Source organism: Kluyvera ascorbata, from assembly GCF_023195735.1.
Taxonomy (GTDB): Bacteria; Pseudomonadota; Gammaproteobacteria; order Enterobacterales; family Enterobacteriaceae; genus Kluyvera; species Kluyvera ascorbata.
Genome location: NZ_CP096201.1, coordinates 4973401 through 5000012, shown reverse-complemented (window position 1 = coordinate 5000012; position 26612 = coordinate 4973401). Strand labels below are relative to the sequence as shown.

Sequence of the window (26612 nt, the reverse complement as noted above, 5' to 3'; positions counted from 1 at the left end):
ACACTGTGTGAATTACCACCAGATCGCTCTCACTAACCTTGATCTTGAGTTAACTAATTGAAATTATTTAGGTAATTTTTACTTTATCGCTGGTTACATATCATTTGTTATCAGTAAAATAAAACTATTCACAAACTTATCCACAATTTGTTTTGCGTGCGATCGCGAGGATCTGCAAATCTTTTCGCGTTATTTTGGCGAAAAACTCATGTTTTCATGCCGTATGTGGCATCCTTTACCCATAATCTGATAAACAGGCACGGAAATTATGGTTCAGATCCCTGAAAACCCTCTCATCCTCGTTGATGGATCTTCTTATCTCTATCGGGCATATCACGCATTCCCACCGCTGACGAACCGTGCGGGAGAGCCGACAGGTGCGATGTACGGCGTGTTAAACATGCTGCGCAGCCTGATCCTCCAGTATCAGCCAACCCACGCCGCCGTGGTATTTGATGCGAAGGGAAAAACCTTCCGTGACGAATTGTTTGAAGACTACAAATCCCATCGCCCGCCAATGCCGGACGATCTGCGTGCGCAGATTGAACCGCTGCACACGATGGTGAAAGCCATGGGACTTCCGCTGTTGGCCGTCTCTGGCGTTGAAGCGGATGACGTGATCGGCACGCTGGCGCGTGAAGCCGAAAAAGCGGGCCGTCCGGTGCTCATCAGCACCGGGGATAAAGATATGGCGCAGCTCGTCACACCGGGCATTACGCTTATCAATACCATGACCAATACCATTCTCGGCCCGGATGAAGTCGTGACCAAGTACGGCGTGCCTCCGGAGCTGATTATTGATTTCCTCGCGCTGATGGGCGACTCCTCGGATAATATTCCGGGTGTGCCGGGCGTGGGTGAAAAAACCGCGCAGGCGCTGCTGCAAGGGCTGGGTGGCCTGGATACGCTCTACGGTGAACCGGAAAAAATCGCCGGGTTAACCTTCCGTGGTGCGAAGACCATGGCGGCGAAGCTTGAGCAGAACAAAGATCTGGCCTACCTCTCCTATAAGCTGGCAACCATCAAAACGGACGTTGAGCTGGAGCTGGGCTGTGAGCAGCTGATTGTTGCGGAGCCTGCGGCCGATGAGCTGTTAACGCTGTTCAAAAAATACGAATTTAAGCGCTGGATCACCGATGTAGAGTCCGGCACCTGGATGCAGGCCAAGGGCTCGAAACCAGCCGTTAAGCCTGCTGGTAAAGCCGCCGACGTTGAAATTGAGGTTGAAGTTGAAGAAACGGCAGCCACATTGTCATCCGAAAACTATGTCACCATTCTCGATGAAGCCACGTTGGTAAGCTGGATTGAGAAGCTGAAAAAAGCACCGCTGTTCGCTTTCGATACCGAAACCGATAGCCTGGACAATATCTCTGCCAATATGGTGGGCTTGTCGTTTGCGACCGAGCCGGGCATCGCTGCCTATGTGCCAGTTGCGCATGACTACCTCGATGCTCCAGACCAGATCTCCCGGGAACGCGCACTGGAACTTCTCAAGCCGCTGCTGGAAGACGAAAAGCTGCTGAAGGTTGGCCAGAACCTGAAATACGACCGCGGTATCCTTGCTAACTACGGCATCGAGCTGCGCGGTATCGCCTATGACACCATGCTGGAGTCCTATACGCTGGATAGCGTTGTCGGCCGCCATGATATGGACAGCCTCTCTGACCGCTGGTTGAAACACAAAACGATCACTTTTGAAGAGATTGCTGGCAAAGGTAAAAACCAGCTGACCTTCAACCAGATTGCATTGGAAGAAGCCGGTCGCTATGCGGCAGAAGACGCCGATGTGACGCTCCAACTGCACCTGAAGATGTGGCCGAAGCTGCAGAAGCATGAAGGACCTCTGCGCATCTTTAACGAGATTGAAATGCCGCTGGTGCCGGTGCTGTCACGCGTTGAGCGCAACGGCGTGAAGATTGATCCTGCTGTATTACATGCGCACTCGCAGGAGATTGCTAAGCGCCTGGTAGAGCTGGAGCAAAAGGCTTACGAAATTGCCGGTGAAGAGTTTAACCTCTCCTCGCCGAAGCAGCTGCAGACCATTCTGTTTGAAAAGCAGGGCATCAAGCCGCTGAAGAAAACGCCGGGCGGCGCGCCGTCGACATCGGAAGAAGTGCTGGAAGAGCTGGCGCTCGACTACCCGCTGCCGAAAGTGATTCTGGAGTATCGTGGTCTGGCGAAACTGAAATCGACTTATACCGATAAGCTGCCGCTGATGATCAACCCGAAAACTGGCCGTGTTCATACCTCCTATCACCAGGCGGTCACCGCAACCGGGCGTTTGTCCTCAACCGATCCAAACTTGCAGAACATACCGGTGCGTAATGAAGAGGGGCGCCGTATTCGCCAGGCGTTTATTGCCCCTGAAGATTACCTCATCGTCTCTGCCGACTACTCGCAAATCGAACTGCGTATTATGGCGCACCTGTCTCGCGATGAAGGCCTGCTGAAAGCATTTGCCGAAGGTAAGGATATCCACCGCGCCACCGCGGCTGAGGTATTTGGCTTACCGCTGGAAAGCGTGAGTAATGAACAGCGTCGCAGCGCTAAGGCGATTAACTTCGGCCTGATTTACGGCATGAGCGCCTTCGGCCTGGCTCGCCAGCTTAATATCCCGCGTAAAGAAGCCCAGAAATATATGGACCTCTACTTCGAGCGTTATCCTGGCGTGCTGGACTATATGGAACGTACTCGCCAGCAGGCTAAAGAGCAGGGCTATGTTGCCACGCTCGATGGTCGTCGCCTCTATCTGCCGGACATCAAATCCAGCAACGGCGCTCGCCGTGCAGGTGCTGAACGTGCGGCGATTAACGCCCCGATGCAGGGAACCGCTGCCGACATCATTAAACGCGCGATGATTGCGGTGGATAAATGGTTAGAAAGCGAGAAACCGCGCGTCCGTATGATCATGCAGGTACACGATGAATTGGTCTTTGAAGTGCATAAAGACGATCTGGATGCGGTATCGAAGAAGGTGCATGAATTAATGGAAAACAGTACGACTCTGGACGTGCCATTGCTGGTGGAAGTCGGCAGCGGTGAAAACTGGGATCAAGCTCATTAAGTATCCGATGAATAACGCTCTTTTTTGTAAGTAAGCAACATAACTTATCTAGTTTTGTGATGAACATTAGAATTCGTTATGTAACAAATGAAAAAAAACTACAAAAAGTGCTTTCTGTACGGGGTAAAAAAGAGTAGAGTTAATCTCGTAGGGTACAGAGGTAAGATGTTCTATCTTTCAGACCTTTTACTTCACGTAATCGGATTTGGCTGAATATTTTAGCCGCCCCAGTCAGTAATGACTGGGGCGTTTTTTATTGGGCGAAAGAAAAGTTTTCGTCACGATAAATTTAAAAGATATTGAGTTAAATCAGCGGGATGTGGCGAGCCCGGAACAGGGCGCAGCGCGCCGCTATCCGGGATAAATGCGGGGGTTACTCTTCTGCTGCCTCGACTTCTTCCTGTGGCGGAATGTCGTTAAACCAGCTGTCCAGCTTCTGGCGCAGCTTATCGACTCCCTGTTTTTTCAGTGAAGAAAAGGCTTCAACCTGCACGTCGCCGTTAAAGGCCAGCGCCGCTTCACGAACCTGGTTTAGCTGCGCTTTGCGCGCACCGCTTGCCAGCTTATCCGCCTTCGTCAGCAGTACCAGTACCGGAATCTCACTCGCGACAGCCCATTCGATCATCTGCTGGTCGAGATCCTTCAGCGGATGGCGGATATCCATCAGCACCACTAATCCTTTCAAACACAGACGCTTCTCCAGGTATTCACCCAGCGCACGCTGCCATTTGATTTTCATCTCTTCCGGAACCTGCGCGTAGCCATAGCCCGGCAGGTCGACCAGACGTTTGCCATCGGCGACTTCAAACAGGTTAATCAGCTGAGTACGGCCGGGCGTTTTTGAAGTACGTGCCAGGCTTTTCTGGTTGGTCAGCGTATTCAGGGCGCTGGATTTCCCCGCGTTAGAACGGCCAGCAAATGCCACTTCGATTCCGGTATCGGAAGGTAAGTGGCGGATATCAGGCGCACTGGTCACAAAGTGCGTCTGTTGATAATTCCAGTTAGTCAAAACGGTCATCTCCGTTAAATAAGGCAATGTGGGCGATTATACCCGATCGGCAAAAAAAGACTGGTTTTCCTCGTTGAGCATCGACTGTAAGACGATGCCCCTTCGTTTGTAAGACATTTGCCATTGCTACTATGCGAAATTTAGGAGAAAACGGAGGCGACATAATATTCAAACTATTTGGAATCATATAGTTAATGTTGGGCAATATTCTGAATTGTTCATCTTCCACCGTTTCGTTGCTTGTTAGTTTAATCCAACAAGGTAAAGTAGCACGCATCGGCAAGGGAGCCGGAAGGAATTCAGACTCAGGATGAGCGGTCAGGAACGCCAGGAGGCGAAGACCGAAGGAATTAGCCAGGAAGGCGAACGTCTGGAGACGTTGAACACGGATAAGGACCATAACAGGGACTGTTATAGAGCTAACGGATAGACAGGGCGCGTTGAGAGCCAACATGGAATGTATAACCCGTAGAGGGTTGTGAGTCAGGAAAAAAGGCGACAGATTACTCTGTCGCCTTTTTTCTTTGTTTGCTTTCTGCTAGATTCCGGCTCAATTCTATACTGAATAAAACGGCTTAAAGACAGACATCATGAAAAAACCAACCTCTGCACCGCGCAGTAAAGCTCCGGGCAAACAGCGCCGTAAAACGCGCGAAGAACTGGACCTGGAAGCTCGCGAACGTAAAAACGATAAAAAGCACCGTGGTAACGCGGCAGGTAGCCGTGCGACTGGCTCTAACGGTGCATCCGGCTCCAATAAGCAAAAGCAGCAAAAAGATCCTCGTATTGGCAGTAAAAAACCAATTGCGCTGGGCGTTACTGACGCACCGGTCATTAAACAGCCCAAACCGAAGAGCGAGAAACCTATGCTTTCACCGCAGGCCGAGCTGGATATGCTGGAGAGTGATGAGCGCCTGGATGCGCTGCTGGAACGTCTGGAAAATGACGAAACCCTGACTGCTGAAGAGCAGAAATGGGTCGACGCTAAACTGGATCGCATCGATGAACTGATGCAGCAACTCGGCCTCTCTTACGATGATGACGAAGAAGAAGAGGAAGAAGAGGGCAAGGCAGACATGATGCGTCTGCTGAGAGGCGGAAACTAACGTTTGCACCCGATTGGCTTGCCAGTCCTGCTTATAACCCTTTTGGTTGTATGTTATCTGGTGTGGTTATTCGTTAAACTACGACGGTTGTCGCGGCGTCAAAAGTGGCTGCGCAACCGGCTGTTGCTCCGAAATGGAGCCAGACCGGCACGCCGTCGTCGTTCTCGACACCATCGGAAGGAGTGAGCATGTCTGAGCAGTTAATCGACTGGGATCTGGCCCTGATCCAGAAATATAACTATTCCGGGCCGCGCTATACCTCGTATCCCACCGCACTGGAATTCTCTGACGCCTTTGGCGAGCCTGAGTTTCACCACGCCGTCGCGCGTTACCCTGAGCGTCCGCTGTCGCTGTACGTGCATATTCCGTTCTGCCACAAGCTCTGCTATTTCTGCGGCTGCAATAAAATCGTCACCCGCCAGCAGCATAAAGCTGACCAATATCTTGATGTGCTGGAGCAGGAAATCCGCCAGCGCGCGCCGCTGTTTACCGGCCGTCACGTCAGCCAGCTTCACTGGGGCGGCGGTACGCCAACCTATCTGAACAAGGCGCAAATTAGCCGCCTGATGACGCTGCTGCGCGAGCATTTTCACTTTGATGCCGATGCTGAAATCTCTATTGAAGTTGACCCGCGCGAAATTGAGCTGGACGTTATCGACCACCTGCGCGCCGAGGGCTTTAACCGCCTGAGCATGGGCGTACAGGACTTCAACAAAGAAGTGCAGCGGCTGGTGAACCGTGAGCAGGATGAAGACTTTATCTTTGCGCTGCTCAACCACGCGCGCGAAATTGGCTTCACCTCGACCAATATCGACCTTATCTACGGCCTGCCGAAGCAAACGCCGGAGAGCTTTGCCTTCACGCTCCAGCGCGTCGCTGAGCTGAACCCCGACCGTTTAAGCGTGTTTAACTACGCGCACCTGCCGACGCTGTTCGCCGCACAGCGCAAAATCAAAGATGCCGACCTGCCGTCGGCACAGCAAAAGCTGGATATTTTGCAGGAAACCATCGGCTCTCTGACGCAGGCAGGCTACCAGTTTATCGGTATGGACCACTTTGCTCGTCCGGATAACGAACTGGCCGTGGCCCAGCGTGAAGGCGTGTTGCATCGCAATTTCCAGGGGTATACCACTCAGGGTGATACCGACCTGCTGGGTATGGGCGTATCGGCGATCAGCATGATTGGCGACTGCTATGCGCAGAACCAAAAAGAGCTGAAACTCTATTATCAGCAGGTTGCCGAGCAGGGTAATGCGCTGTGGCGCGGCATCGCGTTAACCCGCGATGACTGTATTCGTCGCGATGTGATCAAAGCGCTTATCTGTAACTTCAGCCTCGATTTCGCGGCGATAGAAACGCAGTGGACGCTGAATTTCAGCGACTACTTTGCCGAAGACCTGAAGCTTCTGGCACCGCTGGCGCAGGATGGGCTGGTGGATGTAGATGATAAAGGGATTAAGGTGACGGCGAAGGGTCGCCTGTTAATTCGTAATATCTGTATGTGCTTTGATGCCTATCTGCGGCAGAAAGCGCGGATGCAGCAGTTCTCGCGGGTGATTTAGCGTTGATATTGCCCGGCGGCGCTACGCTTACCGGGCCTACAGGCCGGATAAGCGCAAGCGCCATCCGGCTTAGCTAAACAGCCCAACCAGCGCGGCACACAGCACGGCAGCAACGGCCGTCTGTGGTGAATGACCGGCGGCGCCGCTTGAAGCCAAATTAATCAATGATTCAAACATTATCGTCCCCTCGAATTTGCGGGCTGAATAATACTGACTCATCGAAACAGTAAAGTATAAAATTGCAGCAACTTGCGCGAATCGAGCAATATTTACACTTCACGTTGGCCTTACTCCATTCCTAACTCTTTCAGCTTACGCGTCAGGGTATTGCGACCCCAGCCCAGCAGGCGAGCCGCTTCCTGTTTGTGTCCCTGCGTGTATCGCAGCGCGGTGGTCAGCAGCGTACGCTCCATCTCCGGCTGTGCTTCGGAAAGCAGGTTTTGATGACCGGATCGCAGCGCGCGGTCGGCCCATTGCGCCAGCAGCGTTGCCCAGCTATCCGGCAGCGAGGTTGCCGTGGTGCTGTCCGGCATGCTGGCTTCAAACAGCTCGCTCGGAAGGTCCTGAATCAGCACCTCTTGCCCGGCGGCCATCACCGTAAGCCAGCGGCAGGTGTTTTCCAGTTGGCGCACGTTGCCCGGCCAGGCCAGACGCGTTAACGCCGCTTCGGTTTCCGGGTGCAGCAGCTTGGCTTCAACGCCCAGCTCGCGCGCGGCAACCTGCAAGAAGTGGTGCGCCAGGCGCGGAATATCTTCCCGACGCTCGCGCAGCGGCGGCAGATGGACGCGAATGACGTTCAGACGGTGGAATAAGTCTTCGCGGAATTTGCCTTCCTGAACGCGTTGTTCGAGGTTCTGGTGCGTTGCCGCGATGATGCGCACGTCGACCTTCACCGGCGCATAGCCGCCCACGCGGTAGAACTGGCCGTCGGCCAGTACGCGAAGCAGACGGGTCTGGACGTCCATCGGCATATCGCCGATTTCATCAAGGAACAGCGTGCCGCCGTCGGCCTGCTCAAATCGGCCCTGACGAACGGTATTGGCACCGGTAAACGCCCCTTTCTCATGACCAAACAGCTCGGACTCAATCAGGTCTTTTGGAATGGCCGCCATGTTGAGCGCGATAAACGGCGCTTTGACGCGAGGACTATGGCGATGCAGCGCATGAGCAACCAGCTCTTTACCGGTACCGGACTCGCCGTTAATCAGCACGCTGATAGACGAACGTGAGAGACGACCGATAATACGGAACACATCCTGCATCGCTGGTGCTTCACCAATGATATCGGTGGTCGGGTCATTGACCTGCACGTTGCGCGGCTGCTGCTGCTCCTGGTAGTGGCTAATCGCCCGCTCTACCAGTGCTACGGCTTCATCGATATCAAACGGTTTTGGCAAATAATCAAAAGCGCCTTGTTGATAGGCACTAACGGCGGCATCCAGGTCTGAGTGCGCCGTCATTATGATGACCGGAAGCATCGGATGGCGCTGCTTGATTTGTGTTAACAGCGCCAGACCGTCCATACCGGGCATGCGGATATCGGACATCAGCACGTCAGGCGTTTTGGTGGCCAGCGCATCCAGCACCTCTTTTCCGCCTTCAAACGTGGTGCAGGTTAATCCTGCGCCGGTGAGCGCGCGTTCAAGCACCCAACGGATGGAGCTATCGTCATCAACGACCCAGACTATCCCTCGTTGCATAAACACACCTTATTTTTTGATTGGCAGGAAAACCGAGAACTCGGTATGGCCTGGCCAACTGGTAAATTCAATTTTGCCGGAGTGCTGATCGATAAGGCTGCGCGCTATCGACAGACCCAGCCCGGTGCCGCCTTCGCGGCCGCTGACCATTGGGTAAAACAGCGTATCCTGCAAATGTGATGGAATACCGGGGCCGTTATCTTCGACATCAATTCTGGCGGCCAGCCGATAACGCACGCCGTGCAGCGTTAACTGGAATGCGGTGCGGGTGCGCAGGACAATTTCGCCCCCTTCCGGGCCAAGCGCCTGCAGTGCATTTCGCACGATATTCAGCAGAACTTGCTCGATTTGGTCTGGATCGTGCGGAAGTTCCGGCAAACTTGGGTCGTAATCACGCACCAGCGTGACGTTCTCCGGCAGTTCCATAGAGACCAGCTTGACGACGCGCTCTGCCACTTTATGAATGCTCTCGGTGATATGCGTACCGGGATGCTGTGGGCCAAGCAGGCGGTCGACCAGATTACGCAGGCGGTCGGCCTGCTCAATGATGACGTTGGTGTACTCGGTCAACGCCGGGTCAGGCAGTGCCTTACTGAGTAGCTGTGCAGCGCCGCGTAAGCCACCCAGTGGGTTTTTAATCTCATGGGCGAGCCCTCGTACCAGATCGCGCGCCGCGATTTGCTGAGCGTGCTGGAGCTGCTCCTGGCTGAGGCGGCGTTGGTTATCCATTGGCGCCATTTCCAGCAGAATAAAACCGTCTGGCAAACGCTGTGCGGTCAGCGAAAGAATATGCGAGCGTCCGTCAATCACCAGCGTCACTTCGTTATCGGTAAACCCCTGACCCGTTTGCAGGCTCTCCTGCATCAAGCCAATGTTCAGCGAGAAATAGCTTAGAAGCTCGGGTAAAGGCGTACCAAAGAGTTTGCGCGCGCTCTGCGCCAGCAGCTGCTGTGCAGCAGGGTTCGCATAGTGAACGGCGAGGTCATCATCGACCAGTAAAATACTGTTGATTAACGAATTAAGGATCTGCCCAGCATCGGGCAGTGCGCCTGTTGCCATTTAGCAGTCTCCTGAAAAGGCTTGCACTATTTTAGTGCAGTATAGCTTTTTACGAGTAAAAAGCGCGAGATATCAGGTTGTTGGTGGAGAAAAAAGCCCATCCTGAGATGGGCTGAAAGTTTCCACGGCAACTTAATTCCAGGGAGTGCGCCAGAACCCAAGGGCAATGGCGCCGCTACAGCTGGAAAGTACAACTCAAAATACGATTAGACGCTGTAGTACAGTTCGAACTCAACCGGGTGCGGAGTCATACGTACGCGGTCATTTTCTTCGGTGCGCAGCGTGATGTAAGCGTCGATAGCTTCATCAGTGAACACGCCACCTGCAGTCAGGAACTCGCGGTCAGCATCGAGAGCCTGCAGCGCTTCTTCCAGAGAGCCAGCAACCTGTGGGATCTCTTTCGCTTCTTCTGGCGGCAGGTCATACAGGTTTTTGTCCATGGCTTCGCCAGGGTGGATTTTGTTCTTGATGCCGTCCAGGCCAGCCATCAGCAGTGCTGCGAAGCACAGGTATGGGTTAGCTGCTGGGTCCGGGAAGCGCACTTCGATACGACGCGCTTTCGGAGAAGCAACAACCGGGATACGGATGGATGCAGAACGGTTACGGGCAGAGTAAGCCAGCATTACCGGTGCTTCATAACCTGGGACCAGACGCTTGTAGGAGTTGGTGGTCGGGTTAGCCAGGGCGTTGATAGCTTTAGCGTGTTTGATAACACCGCCGATGTAGTGCAGTGCTTGCTCGGACAGGCCAGCATATTTGTCGCCGGAGAACAGGTTTACGCCGTTCTTGGACAGGGACATGTGGCAGTGCATGCCGGAACCGTTATCGCCAAACATTGGTTTTGGCATAAAGGTCGCGGTTTTACCGAAGCGGTGAGCGACGTTGTGCACAACATATTTGTAGATCTGAATTTCGTCCGCTTTCTTGGTCATGGTGTTGAAGCGGGTTGCGATTTCGTTCTGGCCAGCAGTCGCAACTTCGTGGTGATGCGCTTCAACAACCAGGCCCATCTCTTCCATGATCAGACACATGGTAGAACGGATGTCCTGTGAGGAATCAACCGGAGGAACTGGGAAGTAACCGCCTTTAACGCCTGGACGGTGACCTTTGTTACCACCTTCGTATTTGGTGGAGGAGTTCCATGCGCCTTCGATGTCATCGATAGCCACGTGAGAACCGGAGATGGATGCGCCGAAGCGGATGTCATCAAACAGGAAGAATTCTGGCTCTGGCCCGAACAGAACGGTGTCTGCGATGCCGGTAGCGCGCAGGTACTCTTCAGCGCGTTTAGCGATGGAGCGCGGGTCACGGTCGTAGCCCTGCAGGGTACCTGGTTCCAGGATGTCACAACGGATAATCAGGGTAGACTCTTCAAAGAACGGGTCGATGAGAGCGGTAGATGCGTCTGGCATCAGAACCATGTCGGATTCGTTAATGCCTTTCCAGCCACCGATAGAGGAGCCGTCAAACATTTTGCCTTCTTCGAAGAATTCGGCATTTACCTGGTGCGCAGGAATAGTGACGTGCTGTTCTTTACCTTTGGTATCGGTGAAGCGCAGATCGACAAACTTCACTTCGTGCTCATTCAGCATCGTCAAAACGTGTTCAGCGGACATACTTAACATCTCCCGGATTTATCATTGTCGTCGTGGTAACGAGGTCTTCAATCACTGCTTAAAGTGGCGTTGTTGCCTTGAAATATACAAAGCGAAATCTGTGCCAACTTTTAAATCACCCCCAAAAGGCGTTATCATGCGCACCATAGTGCAAAAGGGCTGCACCACGATAGCGTCTTTGCACCATTATAGTGCTTATCATGAAGCGATGAGCACCATATTGGTGCAAATTGTGTCCAGGTGCCCTTTTTATGCTCCGTGAAAGCGATCACAAAGAAACTCTGCAATACTTGTTTGCGGAGGATCTCTGTGATCCTGTTTTGTAGTGCGATTAATCCGTGTACAATAACGCGCTATTTCTAATGCCCGAGGCAAAGTTGTGATCGAAAATTTGCGTAACATCGCCATCATCGCGCACGTTGACCATGGTAAAACTACCCTGGTTGATAAGCTGCTGCAGCAATCCGGTACGTTTGATGCACGTGCTGAAACTCAAGAACGTGTGATGGACTCCAACGATTTGGAGAAAGAGCGTGGGATTACCATCCTCGCGAAAAACACCGCAATCAAATGGAATGATTACCGTATCAACATCGTTGATACCCCAGGGCACGCCGACTTCGGTGGTGAAGTTGAGCGCGTCATGTCCATGGTTGACTCTGTGCTGCTGGTAGTTGATGCAATGGATGGCCCGATGCCGCAGACGCGCTTCGTGACCAAAAAAGCATTTGCTCATGGTCTGAAGCCAATTGTTGTTATCAACAAAGTTGACCGTCCAGGCGCGCGTCCTGATTGGGTTGTTGACCAGGTATTCGACCTGTTCGTTAACCTCGACGCGACCGACGAACAGCTGGACTTCCCTATCGTTTACGCTTCCGCGCTGAACGGTATCGCAGGTCTGGATCACGAAAATATGGCGGAAGACATGACCCCGCTGTATCAGACCATCGTTGATCGTGTACCGGCTCCAGACGTAGACCTGGATGGCCCGCTGCAGATGCAAATCTCCCAGCTGGACTACAACAACTACGTTGGTGTTATCGGTATCGGCCGTATCAAACGCGGTAAAGTGAAGCCAAACCAGCAGATCACTATCATTGATAGCGAAGGCAAAACCCGTAACGGTAAAGTCGGTAAAGTGCTGACTCACCTGGGTCTGGAGCGTATCGATAGCGACCTGGCTGAAGCTGGCGACATCATCGCGATCACCGGTCTGGGCGAGCTGAACATCTCCGACACCATCTGCGACCCGCAGAATGTTGAAGCGCTGCCAGCGCTGTCCGTAGATGAACCAACCGTAACCATGTTCTTTAACGTCAACACCTCTCCGTTCTGCGGTAAAGAAGGTAAATACGTTACTTCTCGTCAGATCCTGGATCGCCTGAAGAAAGAGCTGGTTCACAACGTTGCGCTGCGCGTTGAAGAAACTCCGGATGCAGACGCATTCCGCGTTTCTGGCCGTGGTGAGCTGCACTTGTCCGTTCTGATTGAAAACATGCGTCGTGAAGGTTTCGAAATGGCGGTTTCCCGTCCGAAAGTAATCTTCCGCGAAATCGATGGTCGTAAACAAGAGCCATTCGAAAACGTAACGCTGGACGTCGAAGAGCAGCACCAGGGTTCTGTCATGCAGGCACTGGGTGAGCGTAAAGGCGACCTGAAAAACATGAATCCAGACGGAAAAGGCCGCGTACGTCTCGACTACGTGATCCCAAGCCGTGGTCTGATCGGCTTCCGTTCAGAATTCATGACCATGACCTCCGGTACCGGTCTGCTGTACTCCACCTTCAGCCACTACGACGACGTTCGTCCGGGTGAAGTTGGCCAGCGTCAGAACGGCGTACTGATCTCCAACGGTCAGGGTAAAGCGGTTGCGTTCGCACTGTTCAGCCTGCAGGACCGCGGTAAGCTGTTCCTGGGCCACGGCGCAGAAGTTTACGAAGGCCAGATCATCGGTATTCACAGCCGTTCTAACGACCTGACTGTAAACTGCCTGACCGGTAAGAAACTGACCAACATGCGTGCTTCCGGTACTGATGAAGCTACGACTCTTGTCCCAGCTCAGAAAATGACTCTGGAACAAGCTCTGGAGTTCATCGATGACGACGAACTGGTAGAAGTTACCCCAACCTCTATCCGTATCCGTAAACGTCACCTGACTGAAAACGACCGTAAACGCGCTATGCGTGGTCCGAAAGAAGATTAATTTCTCTCTTTTGTCGTGACCTGAAACCCCGCCTATATGGCGGGGTTTTTCTTTTTGAAATAGAGAGCGTTTGTTCATGGTCAAAGTTCGCCTTTCCCGCTAGAGTGAAATTTCCACGGCGTGAACGGAGGCAAAAATGCTCTATATCTTTGATTTAGGTAATGTGATTGTCGACATTGATTTCAACCGTGTTCTGGGAACGTGGAGCGATCTCGCCCGCGTGCCGCTGGCCCGGCTAAAGCAAAGTTTCACCATGGGAGAGGTATTTCATCAGCACGAACGCGGTGAAATATCGGATGAAGAGTTTGCGAAAGCCATGTGCCATGACATGGAGCTACCGCTCAGCTACGAGCAGTTTGCCCACGGCTGGCAGGCGGTTTTTGTGGCCCTTCGCCCCGAAGTCATCGACATCATGAAAACGCTGCGCGAGCAGGGGCATCGTGTGGTGGTGCTGTCTAATACTAACGCGCTTCACACCACTTTCTGGCCGGGCGAATACCCGGAAATCTACGCCGCCGCCGACCACGTTTATCTTTCCCAGGAGATGGGAATGCGTAAACCGGAGGCGCGGATTTACCAGCGCGTACTGGAATCTGAAGGTTTTTCTGCCGCCGATGCGGTCTTTTTTGACGATAACGCCGATAATATAGAGGGCGCTAACCAGTTGGGGATCACCAGCGTACTGGTGACCGGGAGAGAAACCCTACCCGACTACTTTATGAAGTCGTTATGTTAAAAACCGTTCATCAAAAAGTGATTCATCATACCCGGCCGCTGGTGGTGTGGAGCAAATTCCTCTGGCGGCGTATCGAAGAAGACAACATGACGACACTGGCGGGTAACCTGGCCTACGTGTCGTTGCTTTCCCTTGTGCCGCTGGTGGCGGTGATTTTTGCCCTGTTCGCGGCATTTCCCATGTTTTCGGAAGTCAGCCTGCAGATTCGCCACTTTGTGTTCGCTAACTTCCTGCCCGCAACCGGCGATATTATTCAGCGTTATATCGAGCAGTTTGTTGCCAACTCCAACAGGATGACTGCCTTTGGCGCCTGTGGCCTGATTATTACCGCGCTGCTGCTGATGTACTCTATCGACAGCGCCTTGAATACCATCTGGCGGAGTAAACGTGTACGCCCAAAGGTGTACTCGTTTGCCGTCTACTGGATGATCCTGACTCTGGGGCCGCTGTTAGCCGGTGTTAGCCTCGCAATCAGCTCCTATTTACTTTCATTACGCTGGGCCAGCGAGCTGCACGGCGTGATTGATAACGTGCTGCGCGTCTTCCCGCTGCTGCTTTCGTGGCTGTCGTTCTGGCTGCTCTACAGCATTGTGCCCACGACTCAGGTACCGAACCGTGATGCGGTGATTGGCGCGCTGGTTGCTGCGCTGCTGCATGAATTGGGTAAGAAAGCGTTCTCCCTCTACATCACTGCATTCCCGTCCTATCAGTTGATTTACGGCGTACTGGCGGTGATCCCCATTTTGTTTGTCTGGGTCTACTGGACCTGGTGTATCGTCTTGCTAGGTGCTGAAATAACTGTCACTCTCGGTGAATACCGAAAATTGAAAACAGAACAACAAGAAGCCGAAGAATCATGATTGCATTAATTCAGCGAGTCACCCGTGCGAGCGTTAGCGTCGCGGACGAAGTGACGGGAGAAATTGGCCTGGGGCTGCTGGTGTTACTGGGCGTAGAGAAAGACGACGATGAGCAGAAGGCAAACCGTCTGTGTGAGCGCGTGCTGGGCTACCGCATCTTCAGCGATGAAGACGGTAAGATGAACCTGAACGTGCAGCAGGCTGGCGGCAGCGTGCTGGTGGTGTCGCAGTTTACGCTAGCGGCTGACACCGAACGCGGTATGCGCCCGAGCTTCTCAAAAGGTGCCGCGCCAGATCGCGCCGAAGCGCTCTATGACTATTTTGTACAACGCTGTCGCCAACAGGACATGAACACGCAAACAGGACGATTCGCAGCGGATATGCAGGTGTCGCTGGTCAATGACGGCCCCGTGACGTTCTGGTTACAAGTATGACCACGCTTCCCGTTAGGACGTGGGCGACAAAAGAGAGTGCCATTATGTACCATCTCCGAGTACCGCAGACTGAAGAAGAGTTAGAGCAGTATTACCAGTTCCGCTGGGAAATGCTGCGTAAACCCCTGCATCAGCCAAAAGGTTCCGAGCGTGATGCCTGGGATGCCATGGCGCACCATCAGATGGTGGTTGATGAGCTGGGAAAGCTGGTCGCCGTAGGGCGGCTATACATCAACGCGGATAATGAAGCGTCTATCCGTTTTATGGCGGTACACCCTGACGTTCAGGATAAAGGCCTGGGAACGCTTATTGCGATGACCCTGGAGTCCGTTGCGCGTCAGGAAGGGGTTAAACGCGTCACCTGTAGCGCACGTGAAGATGCCGTGCCGTTCTTTTCCAAGCTAGGATTCAAGAACGAAGGGGAGATTACTACCCCGCAGACCACCCCCGTTCGCCATTTCCTGATGATTAAACCCGTTGCCTCGCTGGACGATATTCTGCACCGCGGCGACTGGTGTGCACAGCTACAGCAGGCCTGGTACGATCATATTCCGCTCAGCGAGAAGATGGGCGTGCGCATCCAGCAGTACACCGGGCAGAAATTCATTACCACCATGCCAGAAACTGGCAACCAGAACCCGCACCATACGCTGTTTGCCGGCAGCCTCTTTTCGCTGGCAACGCTCACCGGCTGGGGGCTTATCTGGCTGATGCTGCGTGAGCGCCACCTGGGCGGCACCATTATTCTGGCCGATGCCCATATCCGCTACCGAAAACCTATCGCCGGTAAACCGACCGCCATTGCAGACCTCGGCTCGCTTAGCGGCGACCTGGACCGACTGGCCCGAGGACGCAAAGCTCGCGTGCAGATGCAAGTTGAGCTGTTCGGCGATGACACCCCCGGTGTGGTGTTCGAGGGGACCTATATCGTGCTGCCTGCGAAGCCATTCGGTTCGTACGAAGAGGGCGGTAACGAAGAGGAGTAGGGTATCTCCCAGCCTCGCTATCTTCAGTGGCCTGCCACCCTGCGGGCCACATCCTCCATTGCATCCCGCGCCGCCTGGCTCACGCCGCCAAGCTGGAAAAATCCGTGAATAACGCCATGATAGCGCTGGCAGGTGCAGGTTACGCCCTGTCGGGTTAGCCGTTCATAGAGCGCCTCACCTTCATCGCGGAGCGGATCGTATTCGGCGGTAATGATATGCACCGGCGGAAGGCCGTTAAAATCGTCGCGCCAGAGTGGGCTAGCTTCCTGGTGCAGTGGATCGTTTCCCTGCAGATACATCTCAAAACCTGAAAGTAGCGTATCGCGAGTAATAATGTAGTCCTGCCCATTGCTGATGTAGCTGGCAAAGCTGGCGGTAGCGTCGAGCATCGGGTAAATCAGCATAAGTTTTGACGGTGTCCATGCCGCGTTGGCTTTCAGGCGTAGCGCGGTGACCAGTGCCAGATGGCCGCCAGCGCTATCGCCAGCGAGCGTGATATGCTTGCGGTCGATACCAAGCTGCTGAGCATATTTATAAACCAGGTTCGCGCCACGCTCGGCGTCATCGTGAGCGGCGGGGAAAGTGTGTTCTGGTGCCAGACGATACTGCACCGCAATCACCCGGCATCCACTGTGCCAGGCTAGCTGCCGTAGCTGGTTGTCGTGCGTGATAAACCCACCGCTGACAAAACAGCCGCCATGAAAGTAGAGAATGCAGGGGAGTGATGATGCTGAATTTAGCGGCGAAATGACGCGAAATGTCATCCCTTCCAGCACGATATCTTCTGATTTGACGCGAATCTCTTTCTCGCCTGCCAGCGCCGTGCTGGCAATATACCCCTTTCTCCGGTCATCAATATTCTGCTCACGTGAAGAAGGGCGACCGGCCGCAATAAACTCAGCAACTAGCCGCGCAATACCGTTTTCCAATGCCATGATGATGTCCTTTTCGCTGTATAAACATACAGCTTATAGCCTGGTTTATCGCGAATGGAAACGGGAAATTGGGTGGGATAGTGATTGTGGATAGCGGCTCGCAAAAACGAACGATTTCTTCATTTCAGCCTATAACCACATTTAAAATGCGTGTATCTTGTTCGCTTATTGAGCATGGATGATATACTTGAGGCATATATGAGCATGATGGTGGAAAGGGACATGGGCAGAATACTTCTCGATTTGTCGGACGAGGTGATTAAGCGCCTCGACATACTTAAACAGCAGCGAAATCTGCCTCGTGCGGAACTGCTGCGTGAAGCCGTTGAGCAATATCTTGAAAAGCAGAGTCAGGCTGAGCTCACTATTTCTGGCGCGCTTGGCATCTGGCAAGGGTGTGAAGAAGATAGCGTTGAGTATGAAAGAAAACTTCGGGAAGAGTGGCCGCGATGAAAAGACCCGTTCTTTTTGATACCAATATTTTAATCGATCTCTTCAGCGGGCGGATGGAGGCGAAGCGGGCGATGGATTCCTACCCTCCGCAACATGCGATAAGCCTGATCACCTGGATGGAGGTCATGATAGGCGCAAAGCGCTTTCATCAGGAGCAGCGAACGCGAATTGCCTTGAGCGCATTCGAAATTATTGGTGTAACAGAAGAAATTGCTGAGCAGAGTGTGAATCTGCGGCAGGAGTACGGCATGAAGTTGCCCGATGCCATTATTCTGGCCACGGCGCATGTTCATCGCCGGGAACTGGTGACGCGTAACACAAAGGATTTTGCGGGGCTTCCGGGCGTGATTTTACCCTACGCGCTGTAAACCGGGCCAAAAATAGCCCGGTTTAACGCGGAAATTACTCCCCTTCTCCCGGGAACAGGAACGGGTTAATAGAGCTGCGGGCGAACCCTTCTTGCTCCATTCGCGCGTCCAGTACCAGTGAGGCCAGGTCGTCGGCAACCGCTTCGACTTTTGGGTCTTTTTCCTGATACAGAATCTTCAGGTAAGTGCCGCAGTCGCCGCAGCTTTCGGCTTTGATGGCTGCCTGCTCGTTATCCAGTGACCAATAGTGCAGGTCGCGGCTTTGCTCGCAGTTGCTGCATTTCACGCGCACCACGTGCCATTCGGTTTCACACAGGTTGCAGTGCAGGTAACGCAGACCCTGAGTGGTGCCGATTTGCACCATGCTTGAAACTGGCATTGAGCCGCATACCGGGCAGAACTGGCGTTGCTCACCGTATTCCGCACGGGCCTTGCCTGGAATCAGGCTGGCCATTTGTGCCCAGTAGAGCGACAGTGCAGCCCAGATAAACGGCGCTTTATCGCTGCTCACGGAAGCAAAGTCAGAGGCAAACAGCGCGCTCGCCATCAGCTCCAGCTCTTGCTCGGAGGCTTTCTCCAGGTTCTCGATAACCGCCAGCGCCGGGCCGCTCATCTCTGGCTTCAGCTCGGCAATCATCGAGTGCAGTAGCGTGTGCCAGTGCTTGTCGCGCGGCAAAACGTGAATATCCAGCGGCGGTTTGCCCTGGTCATTCGCTTCTTTGATGCGTGCGGTAAGATCCATTTTCAGCGGGTGGTCGTAGAGCACCACTTCCTGAGCATGGGCAATCAGCGCAGCAAAGCGCAGGTAATCGCCCAGCGGATTATTCTCTGCCAGCTCGCGCAGACGTTCGGCGCGGCGGTTATAGAGGTTCTTGAGTCTGGGGAACAACAACGGCGGAATGACTTCCGCCGTACGTTTCTCGCTCGAACCCAGCTCATCTTGCGGGATTATGCGAATACTCATTCAGATGACTTTTCCTGTTTCTGGCGGACTTCACGGTACCAGCGCGGGTGATGTTTCTTCGCCCACGTTTTGGTAACCCATCCCTCCACCATCGCGGTAATGGTGCCTTTCACCCAAAGGGCGGCGTAGATATGCACCATGATAACCACAATTAACGCTACTGCGGCAAATGAATGCAGCATTAGCGCAAATCGGATCACCGGGATTGAGAAAGCAGGCGCAAAGTACGGACGCCAGATAACCACACCGCTCACCAGCAGCAGCACCAGGAAGATAATCGCCGCCCAGAATACGCATTTCTGGCCGAAGTTATAACGCCCGGTGTCACCTACTTCCTCGTTGACGACGATCTTACGAATATTCTTCGCCCAAAAGATATCATCCCGATTGATTAGATTGTGGTGCCAGTAGCGGAAAAACATGATGATAAACGAGGCAAACATGATGACGCCGACAAACGGGTGCAGAATACGCGCCAGCTGCGGAGTCCCCATGATTTGCATCAGCCAGTTGAAGGATGGGAAGAAAAATCCCAGCCCGCTTATCGCCGCCAGCATGAAGCAGAAGGCGGTGACCCAGTGGTTGATGCGTTCCGGCGCCGTGTAGCGCACGATGGTGTCACGTTTTTTCATTTGCGCACCTCATCGTCTTTCTCATCCAGATTGTCTTCTTCCTCTTCCGCACGGTTCGGACCGACCCCAACGTAGTGGAAGATGCTCGCGGCGAACGTAGCAGCAAAGCCGATAGCGGCTAGCGGTTTCCAGACGCCTTTCCAGAACTTCACGGTAGCGCTGATTTCCGGGTTCTCCGGCAGACCGTGGTACAGATTCGGTTTGTCGGCATGGTGCAGCACGTACATCACGTGCGTACCGCCAACGCCTGCCGGATCGTACAGGCCCGCATTGTCGTAACCACGGGTTTTCAGTTCGGCCACGCGCTCGCCCGCCAGCACTTTCATATCCTCTTTGGAACCAAAGTGGATAGCGCCGGTTGGGCACGTTTTCACGCATGCCGGTTCTTGCCCAACGTTCACGCGGTCAACGCACAGCGTACATTTGTACACGCGGTTGTCTTCCGGGTTAAGTCGCGGCACGTTGAACGGGCAGCCAGCGATACAGTAGCCACAGCCAATACACTGCTCGGACTGGAAGTCGACGATGCCGTTGGCATACTGAATGATAGCCCCTTCTGACGGGCATGCTTTCAGGCAGCCCGGGTCGGCGCAGTGCATACAGCCATCCTTACGGATGAGCCACTCCAGTTTGTCGTTCTGTTCCACTTCCGAGAAACGCATCACCGTCCAGGATTTGGCGGTCAAATCTGCCGGGTTGTCATACACCCCGACGTTGCTGCCAATCTCGTCACGGATATCGTTCCACTCTGAACAGGCCACCTGACAGGCTTTACAGCCGATACAGGTGGTCACGTCGATAAGCTTCGCCACCTCTTCCTGGTGATCCCGCGCGCGAGGCGCGGGAGTGAAACCGTTAGTGGCGGAACGACGGATAATGTCCTGCGATTGATAAGCCATAGGTCGTCTCCGTTACACCTTTTCCACGTTCACCAGGAAGGACTTGAATTCCGGCGTCTGCGAGTTCGCATCGCCAACGGACGGAGTTAAGGTGTTCGCAATAAACCCTTTCTTCGCCACGCCTTCATAGCCCCAGTGGATTGGAATACCGATGGTATCGATATCCTTACCGTCAACTTTCAGCGTGCGGATACGTTTGGTCACCACCGCCTTGGCTTTGATATAGCCGCGGTTGGAGGAGACCTTCACGGTATCGCCGTGGCCGATGCCGAGCTTATCGGCCAGCTTCTCACCAATCTCCACGAACTGTTCCGGCTGTGCGATGGCGTTAAGCAGCGCATGTTTGGTCCAGTAGTGGAAGTGCTCGGTCAGACGGTAGGTGGTACCGACGTACGGGAACTTGTCCGCTTTACCCAACGCTTCCCTATCGCCTTTAAAGATACGGGCGGCAGGGTTCGAGATGACGTTCGGGTGCAGTGGGTTAGTGCCCAGCGGCGTTTCAAACGGCTCGTAGTGTTCCGGGAACGGACCTTCTGCCATCTTATCGAGGGCGAACAGGCGACCCATCCCTTCCGGCTGCATGATAAACGGCCCGACGTTGCTGCCCGGTGCCGCGGTGCTGTAGTCCGGAATATCCACGCCGCCCCATTTCGCGCCGTCCCACTTGATGAGCTGGCGTTTTGGATCCCACGGGTTCCCCTGCGGGTCTGCGGAAGCACGGTTATACAGGATGCGACGGTTCAGCGGCCATGCCCAGGCCCAGCCCAGCGTGTTGCCAAGGCCGGATGGATCGGCGTTATCACGACGCGCCATCTGGTTGCCGTCCGGCGTCCAGCTACCGGCGAAGATCCAGCAGCCGCTGGCGGTGGTACCGTCATCGCGCAGTTGGGCGAACGAGCTCAGCTGTTGGCCTTTTTTCACGATAACCGCGCCGGTTGCCGGGTCGATAATATCGGCCAGCGCCTTACCGTTGTTCTCCATCGCCACTTCCTCAGACGCTGGTTCATCCGGCGTTGAGTAGTTCCAGCTCATGTTCAGCACCGCTTCAGGTACCGGGCCGCCCTCTTCGGCGTACATCTTACGCAGGCGTAAGAAGATACCGGCCAGGATCTCACCGTCGGTGACGGCATCCCCTGGGGCGTCCGCGCCTTTCCAGTGCCACTGCAGCCAGCGACCGGAGTTAACGATAGAACCGTTCTCTTCGGCGAAGCAGGTGGATGGCAGGCGGAAGACTTCAGTCTGGATTTTCGACGGGTCAACATCGTTTGACTCGCCGTGGTTTTGCCAGAAGGTCGCCGTTTCAGTGTTGAGTGGGTCAATGGTGACGAGGAACTTCAGTTTAGAAAGCGCCGCGACCGTTTTGTTTTTGTTCGGGAATGACGCAACCGGGTTAAAGCCCTGGCACAGATAGCCGTTGACCTTGCCCTCGTTCATCATCTCGAAATACTGCAGGACGTCATACCCTTTGTCCCACTTCGGCAGCCAATCAAAGCCCCAGCTATTTTCCGCCGTCGCTTTATCGCCGTAGAAGGTCTTCATCATCGAGACGAAGAATTTCGGGTAGTTGCCCCAGTAGTTCACCTGACCATCCAGCAGCGGTTTAGGCGTGTTGGCGGTTAGATAGGTTTGCAGGTCAGCCTGTTTCTCGCTTGGCAGCGTCATATAGCCAGGCAGGCTCGTCGACAGCAGGCCGAGGTCGGTCAGACCCTGGATGTTAGAGTGACCGCGCAGGGCGTTCACGCCGCCGCCTGCCATGCCCATGTTGCCGAGCAGCAGCTGAATCATCGCCATGGTACGGATGTTCTGCGAACCGATGGAGTGCTGCGTCCAGCCCAGTGCATACAGGAACGAGGCGGTTTTATCGTGGGCGCTGGTTTCTGCAATGTACTCACAGACTTTCAGGAAGTCGGCTTTTGGCGTACCGCAAATCTGCTCAACCACGTCCGGCGTGTAGCGGGAAATGTGCTGTTTCAGCAGATTCCAGACGCAGCGAGGATGGCTGAGGGTGGTATCGCGTTTGGCGTGACCGTTCTCGTCCAGCTCGTAGTTCCACGAGGTTTTATCGTACTTACGGGCTTCCGGGTCATAGCCGCTGAACAGGCCGTCGTCGAAGCTAAAGTCTTCGCGCACGATCAGGCTAGCGTTGGTGTAGGCCTCGGTGTACTCGCGGTTGAATTTTTCGTTATTCAACAGGTACAGCATCACGCCCGACAGGAAGGTAATGTCGGTGCCGGAGCGAATAGGGGCGTAGAAATCCGCCACTGACGCGGTACGCGTAAAGCGGGGATCGATAACAATCAGCTTCGCGCCATTATGGATCTTGGCTTCCATCGCCCAGCGGAACCCCACCGGATGCGCTTCTGCCGCGTTCCCACCCATCACAACGATGAGATTGGCGTTCTTAATGTCAACCCAGTGGTTGGTCATCGCACCGCGACCAAATGTTGGAGCAAGACTTGCTACCGTTGGTCCGTGTCAGACACGCGCTTGGTTGTCGACCGCGAGCATACCGAGCGCGCGGGTGAATTTCTGGGTTAAGAAGCCGGTTTCGTTACTGGAAGCAGAGGCGCACAGCATCCCGGTGGTCAACCAACGGTTAACGGTGGTACCTGCTTCGTTTTTCTCAATAAAGTTGGCGTCACGGTCGGCCTTCATCAGTTTAGCGATGCGGTCAAACGCTTCGTCCCAGCTGATTTGCTGCCATTTATTGGAGCCAGGTGCGCGGTATTCAGGGTATTTCAGACGGCTTTCAGAGTGGATAAAGTCCACCAGACCTGCGCCTTTCGGGCACAGCGCGCCGCGGTTGACCGGGTGATCCGGGTCCCCTTCGATGTGGAAAATTGAGGCTTTCGCGTTTTTTGCGCCGTCGCCGAGGCTATACATTAAAAGCCCACAACCGACAGAGCAGTAAGTGCAGGTGTTACGGGTCTCACGGGTGCGCAGCAATTTATACTGCCGTGTTTCCGCGAGTGCGATGCCTGGGGCAAAGCCCAGTGCGGCTGCCGTGGTTCCTGCCATACCGCCAGCGCAGATCTTAAAGAACTGCCTTCTGCTGACCTGCATGGTTAGCTCCTTGTTTCGACATTGTCATTGCTTGTAATTGTTCTTCGTCGTAGTCAGACGAAGATTCTGAATACTGCGATGCCCTCAGTTCCTGGAGGGCTTTGGTTCAGAATACCACAATATCGGTAGGCTTGTTCTAACGCGGTTAACAACAGGTGAATGGATTTTGCCGGGGTTAACATTGAATCGTGATATTTATCACATTTAACCCTGCATATCGCGCTGATTTCGCGCGTGATTAGCGAAGATAACCATAAGGTAGTACCTCTGGTTTAATCAGTCGTTTTGTAGCAGAATGCCGCGAAAAATGCGTATTGTGCGTTATTGCACCACAACTTGATCCATAATAAGCCTCAATTCCCTCCAGTTGTGATGGAATAGATGCCCCTTATTTCGATGTCGTTCAGAGTATTTGCCGTGTTTAATTTTAAAGATGAAGTCGAACCCTCGTTGCAGCTGATTGGTGCAGCCGAGCGTGCTGTCTTCAGAAGGCCAAAGATTATGCAACCCACACAGGATATTCTCGCTGAAGAAGTTCCCGTTGCGCTGGTCTACAACGGCATTTCTCACGTCGTCATGATGGCGACGCCGAAAGACCTCGAAGCCTTTGCCATAGGTTTTTCCCTGTCTGAAGGCATCATTGAACATCCGCGTGAAATATTCGGGATGGACGTTGTGCCGGCCTGCAACGGCATGGAAGTCAGAATTGAGCTCTCCAGCCGTCGCTTTATGGGGCTGAAAGAGCGCCGTCGTGCGCTTGCCGGGCGAACCGGGTGTGGCGTTTGCGGCGTCGAGCAGCTCAACGATATTGGCAAACCTATCCAGCCTCTGCCTTTCAGCCAGACCTTTGATCTGGCTTACCTCGATCATGCGTTAAGGCATTTAAACGATGTTCAGCCCGTTGGCCGTGAGACGGGTTGTACCCACGCGGCAGCCTGGGTTATGCCATCGGGTGAGCTGGTGGGCGGGCATGAAGACGTGGGTCGCCATGTGGCGCTGGATAAACTGCTGGGCCATCGTGCGCAGGAAGGGTCGCGCTGGCAGTTGGGCGCAGCGCTGGTTTCCAGCCGTGCCAGCTACGAGATGGTGCAGAAATCAGCCATGTGCGGCGTCGAGATTTTGTTTGCGGTTTCCGCAGCCACCACGCTGGCGGTAGAAGTTGCCGAACGCTGCAACCTGACGCTGGTGGGTTTTTGTAAGCCGGGCAGAGCGACAATCTACACGCATCCACAGCGTCTTATCGGTGAGTAATTAATATTCAATTAATTTGAATGATGACAACAAATCCTTCCGCTTTTCGTTGAACGATGTGAGGACTATTATTTATCACATCAAGGCAACACGCCTTACCCAAACAACCAAGTGAAAGGGTTTACATCATGAAAAGCATCAAAACTTTTGTCGCAGTTATCGCTCTTGCCGCTTCTTTCGGTACCTTCGCTGCTCAGACCGTGACCGCAACTGCCTCTACCATTGACGGTGCAGAAGCGAAAATTGCAGCTCAGGCTGAACAGGCTGGTGCAAGCTCCTACAAAATTACCCAGGCTTATTCCGGTAACCGCGTGCACATGACCGCTGAACTGAACAAATAAGCGATAAGCACCTGTCGAAAGAGCGCCCTTGAGGCGCTTTTTTTGTTTCTGCCATAGATCCCCACGCATCGCTCCCTTCTTAAGATAAAAATATGTGTCGATGTTCACATTTTTGCGCTCTCATAAAAGCGCCATCAACTCTAAAAACCATTTTTTTATTTATGGGTATTAATCCATAAAATAACTTCCTGATAATTAAAGTTTTTAACTAATAAATGTCGCTTTGATCTCATTTTAAAAATGAGATTTAAATCACAAAAAACACCGGTTTTTATTATGTGTCAATATTAGGTCTGGCTTTAATTATCGCAATTATGTGATCTTCGTTGCAAATAGAGGTCTTGAAGTCAGGGAAAAATGCTTTCACGGAAACAGGTGAGGGCAGAAGATGAAAATCGGTATTGTCATTAGCGGCGGAGATGTCTCCGGAATAAATAATTTTATTTTCCAGGTCGCGAGACTCGCCTGTGCACAGATCACACTATTTAACGGCGGCATACCGGGTTTATTAGATAAAGATCACCGAGAGGTCTCATGGTCAGATTTAGTAGATTTTTCCATTTCCTCTATTCCTATTATTACATCCGGACGTACGGCACGAAATTTACAGAGAAGTGAGTACGAAACCATCGCGAGAAAAATAAAGTCGCTACGTATTGATGTGCTGATTATGGCTGGAGGTGATGGTAGCCTGCAATTCCTGAATACGCTCAGCGAATTTGATATTAACTGCTTTGGCGTGGGTATGACGATCGACAATGATGTTTATGGCAGCGACTACACAATTGGTTTTTCTACCGCCTGTGAGCAAATTATCAAAGAAGTATCGCGCCTAAGAAATACCGGTAGGGCACTTCCTGGTCGTGTTTTTATGGCAGAGATTCTGGGGGGATATTGCGGTGAGCTAACGCTGCAATCGGCGATAAAATCAAACGCCGATATAGCGCTGATCCCAGAAGCGCAGATCCCTCTGGACGCTCTTGCTAAGCGCGTTAAGCAAAAACTGGCTAGCCAAAATAGTGTCGTCATTCTGTGTTCGGAAGGTTACACACGAGAGTACTCTCCAGGCTTTCAGGGCGCAATAGATACCATGATAAAACAACTTGAACCGCGTATTGGCGTCCGTATTCGTAAAACTATTATTGGGTACGGTTTACGCAGTGGCGACCCAACATGTGAGGAAATTTATCAGGGTACAATTATGGCGAATGAAGTGGTTCGCTGTATTCAATCTGGTATGAAAAATAAAGCTGTTATTATTAATTCAAGCAATAAACCTATTCCGATTGATTTAGCCAGTATGAAAAAACGTCTGGTTGATACCGACGGACATTATTATAAACTTGCCAAACAACTCAATATAATTTGAGG

The 26612-nt window shown here is 53.2% G+C and carries 24 protein-coding genes; 14 read left to right on the top strand and 10 right to left on the bottom strand.

From position 1 onward, the window contains the following. Positions 1-268 precede the first annotated feature (268 nt). Both polA and spfP read left to right on the top strand, forming a co-directional pair. Positions 269-3064 (top strand): DNA polymerase I, encoded by a 2796-nt coding sequence (polA, locus tag MY052_RS23870; RefSeq protein ID WP_035892301.1) that lies wholly within the window; start codon positions 269-271, stop codon positions 3062-3064. Positions 3065-3229: 165 nt separating this feature from the next. Beyond that, entirely contained in the window at positions 3230-3277 is a 48-nt protein-coding gene (gene spfP / locus MY052_RS24380; RefSeq protein ID WP_071892919.1) for a small protein SpfP, read from the top strand. 160 nt (positions 3278-3437) lie between these two features. Here spfP and yihA read toward each other — a convergent pair whose 3' ends face one another. Then, positions 3438-4073, bottom strand: a complete 636-nt coding sequence (yihA, locus tag MY052_RS23865; RefSeq protein ID WP_035892382.1) for a ribosome biogenesis GTP-binding protein YihA/YsxC — start codon at positions 4071-4073, stop codon at positions 3438-3440. Between the two features lie 590 nt (positions 4074-4663). Between yihA and yihI the strand changes: the two genes are divergently transcribed. Both yihI and hemN read left to right on the top strand, forming a co-directional pair. After that, the gene (yihI, locus tag MY052_RS23860) at positions 4664-5179 is read left to right on the top strand and encodes a Der GTPase-activating protein YihI (protein WP_248537973.1); all 516 of its coding nucleotides are present in this window, start codon (positions 4664-4666) and stop codon (positions 5177-5179) included. 188 nt (positions 5180-5367) lie between these two features. Continuing rightward, positions 5368-6741, top strand: coding sequence for an oxygen-independent coproporphyrinogen III oxidase (gene hemN, locus MY052_RS23855; RefSeq protein ID WP_248537972.1), 1374 nt, complete (start codon positions 5368-5370; stop codon positions 6739-6741). 69 nt (positions 6742-6810) lie between these two features. On the opposite strand, the gene MY052_RS23850 is transcribed toward hemN, so the two are convergent. From MY052_RS23850 to glnA, 4 genes are all read right to left on the bottom strand, one after another. Continuing rightward, positions 6811-6918, bottom strand: a complete 108-nt coding sequence (locus tag MY052_RS23850) for a YshB family small membrane protein (protein ID WP_147281518.1) — start codon at positions 6916-6918, stop codon at positions 6811-6813. Between the two features lie 110 nt (positions 6919-7028). Then, positions 7029-8441, bottom strand: coding sequence for a nitrogen regulation protein NR(I) (glnG, locus tag MY052_RS23845; protein WP_035892305.1), 1413 nt, complete (start codon positions 8439-8441; stop codon positions 7029-7031). 9 nt (positions 8442-8450) lie between these two features. Beyond that, positions 8451-9500: a nitrogen regulation protein NR(II) gene (glnL, locus tag MY052_RS23840; protein ID WP_035892306.1), complete on the bottom strand. Its 1050-nt coding sequence runs from the start codon at positions 9498-9500 to the stop codon at positions 8451-8453. Between the two features lie 206 nt (positions 9501-9706). After that, positions 9707-11116 (bottom strand): glutamate--ammonia ligase, encoded by a 1410-nt coding sequence (glnA, locus tag MY052_RS23835; protein ID WP_035892307.1) that lies wholly within the window; start codon positions 11114-11116, stop codon positions 9707-9709. A gap of 379 nt (positions 11117-11495) precedes the next feature. On the opposite strand from glnA, the gene typA reads away from it, so the two are divergent. From typA to fabY, 5 genes are all read left to right on the top strand, one after another. Further along, positions 11496-13319, top strand: coding sequence for a ribosome-dependent GTPase TypA (typA, locus tag MY052_RS23830; RefSeq protein WP_035892308.1), 1824 nt, complete (start codon positions 11496-11498; stop codon positions 13317-13319). A gap of 136 nt (positions 13320-13455) precedes the next feature. Next, positions 13456-14055 carry a glucose-1-phosphatase gene (yihX, locus tag MY052_RS23825; protein WP_248537971.1) on the top strand — a complete coding sequence of 200 codons (600 nt, stop codon included), beginning with the start codon at positions 13456-13458 and terminating at the stop codon, positions 14053-14055. Beyond that, positions 14049-14915 carry a virulence factor BrkB family protein gene (locus tag MY052_RS23820; protein ID WP_035892311.1) on the top strand — a complete coding sequence of 289 codons (867 nt, stop codon included), beginning with the start codon at positions 14049-14051 and terminating at the stop codon, positions 14913-14915. Before yihX ends, MY052_RS23820 begins: the two co-directional genes overlap by 7 nt. After that, positions 14912-15349 carry a D-aminoacyl-tRNA deacylase gene (dtd, locus tag MY052_RS23815; RefSeq protein ID WP_035892312.1) on the top strand — a complete coding sequence of 146 codons (438 nt, stop codon included), beginning with the start codon at positions 14912-14914 and terminating at the stop codon, positions 15347-15349. The genes MY052_RS23820 and dtd overlap by 4 nt, the downstream gene beginning before the upstream one ends. A 44-nt stretch (positions 15350-15393) precedes the next feature. Next, positions 15394-16335 (top strand): fatty acid biosynthesis protein FabY, encoded by a 942-nt coding sequence (fabY, locus tag MY052_RS23810; protein ID WP_185064490.1) that lies wholly within the window; start codon positions 15394-15396, stop codon positions 16333-16335. Between the two features lie 23 nt (positions 16336-16358). Here fabY and MY052_RS23805 read toward each other — a convergent pair whose 3' ends face one another. After that, positions 16359-17270 carry an alpha/beta hydrolase gene (locus MY052_RS23805; RefSeq protein WP_248537970.1) on the bottom strand — a complete coding sequence of 304 codons (912 nt, stop codon included), beginning with the start codon at positions 17268-17270 and terminating at the stop codon, positions 16359-16361. A 204-nt stretch (positions 17271-17474) separates the two neighbouring features. Between MY052_RS23805 and MY052_RS23800 the strand changes: the two genes are divergently transcribed. Both MY052_RS23800 and MY052_RS23795 read left to right on the top strand, forming a co-directional pair. Then, entirely contained in the window at positions 17475-17723 is a 249-nt protein-coding gene (locus tag MY052_RS23800; protein WP_202216874.1) for a ribbon-helix-helix domain-containing protein, read from the top strand. Then, on the top strand, positions 17720-18091 hold the full coding sequence (locus MY052_RS23795) for a type II toxin-antitoxin system VapC family toxin (RefSeq protein ID WP_202216873.1): 372 nt from the start codon (positions 17720-17722) through the stop codon (positions 18089-18091). Before MY052_RS23800 ends, MY052_RS23795 begins: the two co-directional genes overlap by 4 nt. 34 nt (positions 18092-18125) lie before the next feature. On the opposite strand, the gene fdhE is transcribed toward MY052_RS23795, so the two are convergent. From fdhE to fdnG, 4 genes are read right to left on the bottom strand one after another with little or no spacing between them, the layout of a single operon-like run. Further along, a complete protein-coding gene (gene fdhE / locus MY052_RS23790; RefSeq protein ID WP_035892319.1) occupies positions 18126-19055 on the bottom strand; it encodes a formate dehydrogenase accessory protein FdhE in 930 nt (309 codons plus the stop codon). Further along, positions 19052-19687 carry a formate dehydrogenase cytochrome b556 subunit gene (fdoI, locus tag MY052_RS23785; protein ID WP_035892320.1) on the bottom strand — a complete coding sequence of 212 codons (636 nt, stop codon included), beginning with the start codon at positions 19685-19687 and terminating at the stop codon, positions 19052-19054. Before fdoI ends, fdhE begins: the two co-directional genes overlap by 4 nt. After that, positions 19684-20586: a formate dehydrogenase subunit beta gene (fdxH, locus tag MY052_RS23780; RefSeq protein WP_035892321.1), complete on the bottom strand. Its 903-nt coding sequence runs from the start codon at positions 20584-20586 to the stop codon at positions 19684-19686. The genes fdoI and fdxH overlap by 4 nt, the downstream gene beginning before the upstream one ends. Positions 20587-20598: 12 nt before the next feature. Next, on the bottom strand, positions 20599-23649 hold the full coding sequence (gene fdnG / locus MY052_RS23775) for a formate dehydrogenase-N subunit alpha (RefSeq protein WP_202216871.1): 3051 nt from the start codon (positions 23647-23649) through the stop codon (positions 20599-20601). Positions 23650-24150: 501 nt separating this feature from the next. Between fdnG and fdhD the strand changes: the two genes are divergently transcribed. The 3 genes from fdhD (at position 24151) to MY052_RS23760 (ending at position 26610) form a co-directional block, all read left to right on the top strand. Then, positions 24151-24900, top strand: coding sequence for a formate dehydrogenase accessory sulfurtransferase FdhD (fdhD, locus tag MY052_RS23770; protein WP_220182503.1), 750 nt, complete (start codon positions 24151-24153; stop codon positions 24898-24900). A gap of 128 nt (positions 24901-25028) precedes the next feature. Further along, positions 25029-25241: a YdgH/BhsA/McbA family protein gene (locus MY052_RS23765; protein WP_035892326.1), complete on the top strand. Its 213-nt coding sequence runs from the start codon at positions 25029-25031 to the stop codon at positions 25239-25241. A 388-nt stretch (positions 25242-25629) separates the two neighbouring features. Continuing rightward, positions 25630-26610, top strand: a complete 981-nt coding sequence (locus MY052_RS23760) for a 6-phosphofructokinase (protein ID WP_248537969.1) — start codon at positions 25630-25632, stop codon at positions 26608-26610. The last annotated feature ends 2 nt before the right edge of the window (positions 26611-26612 follow it).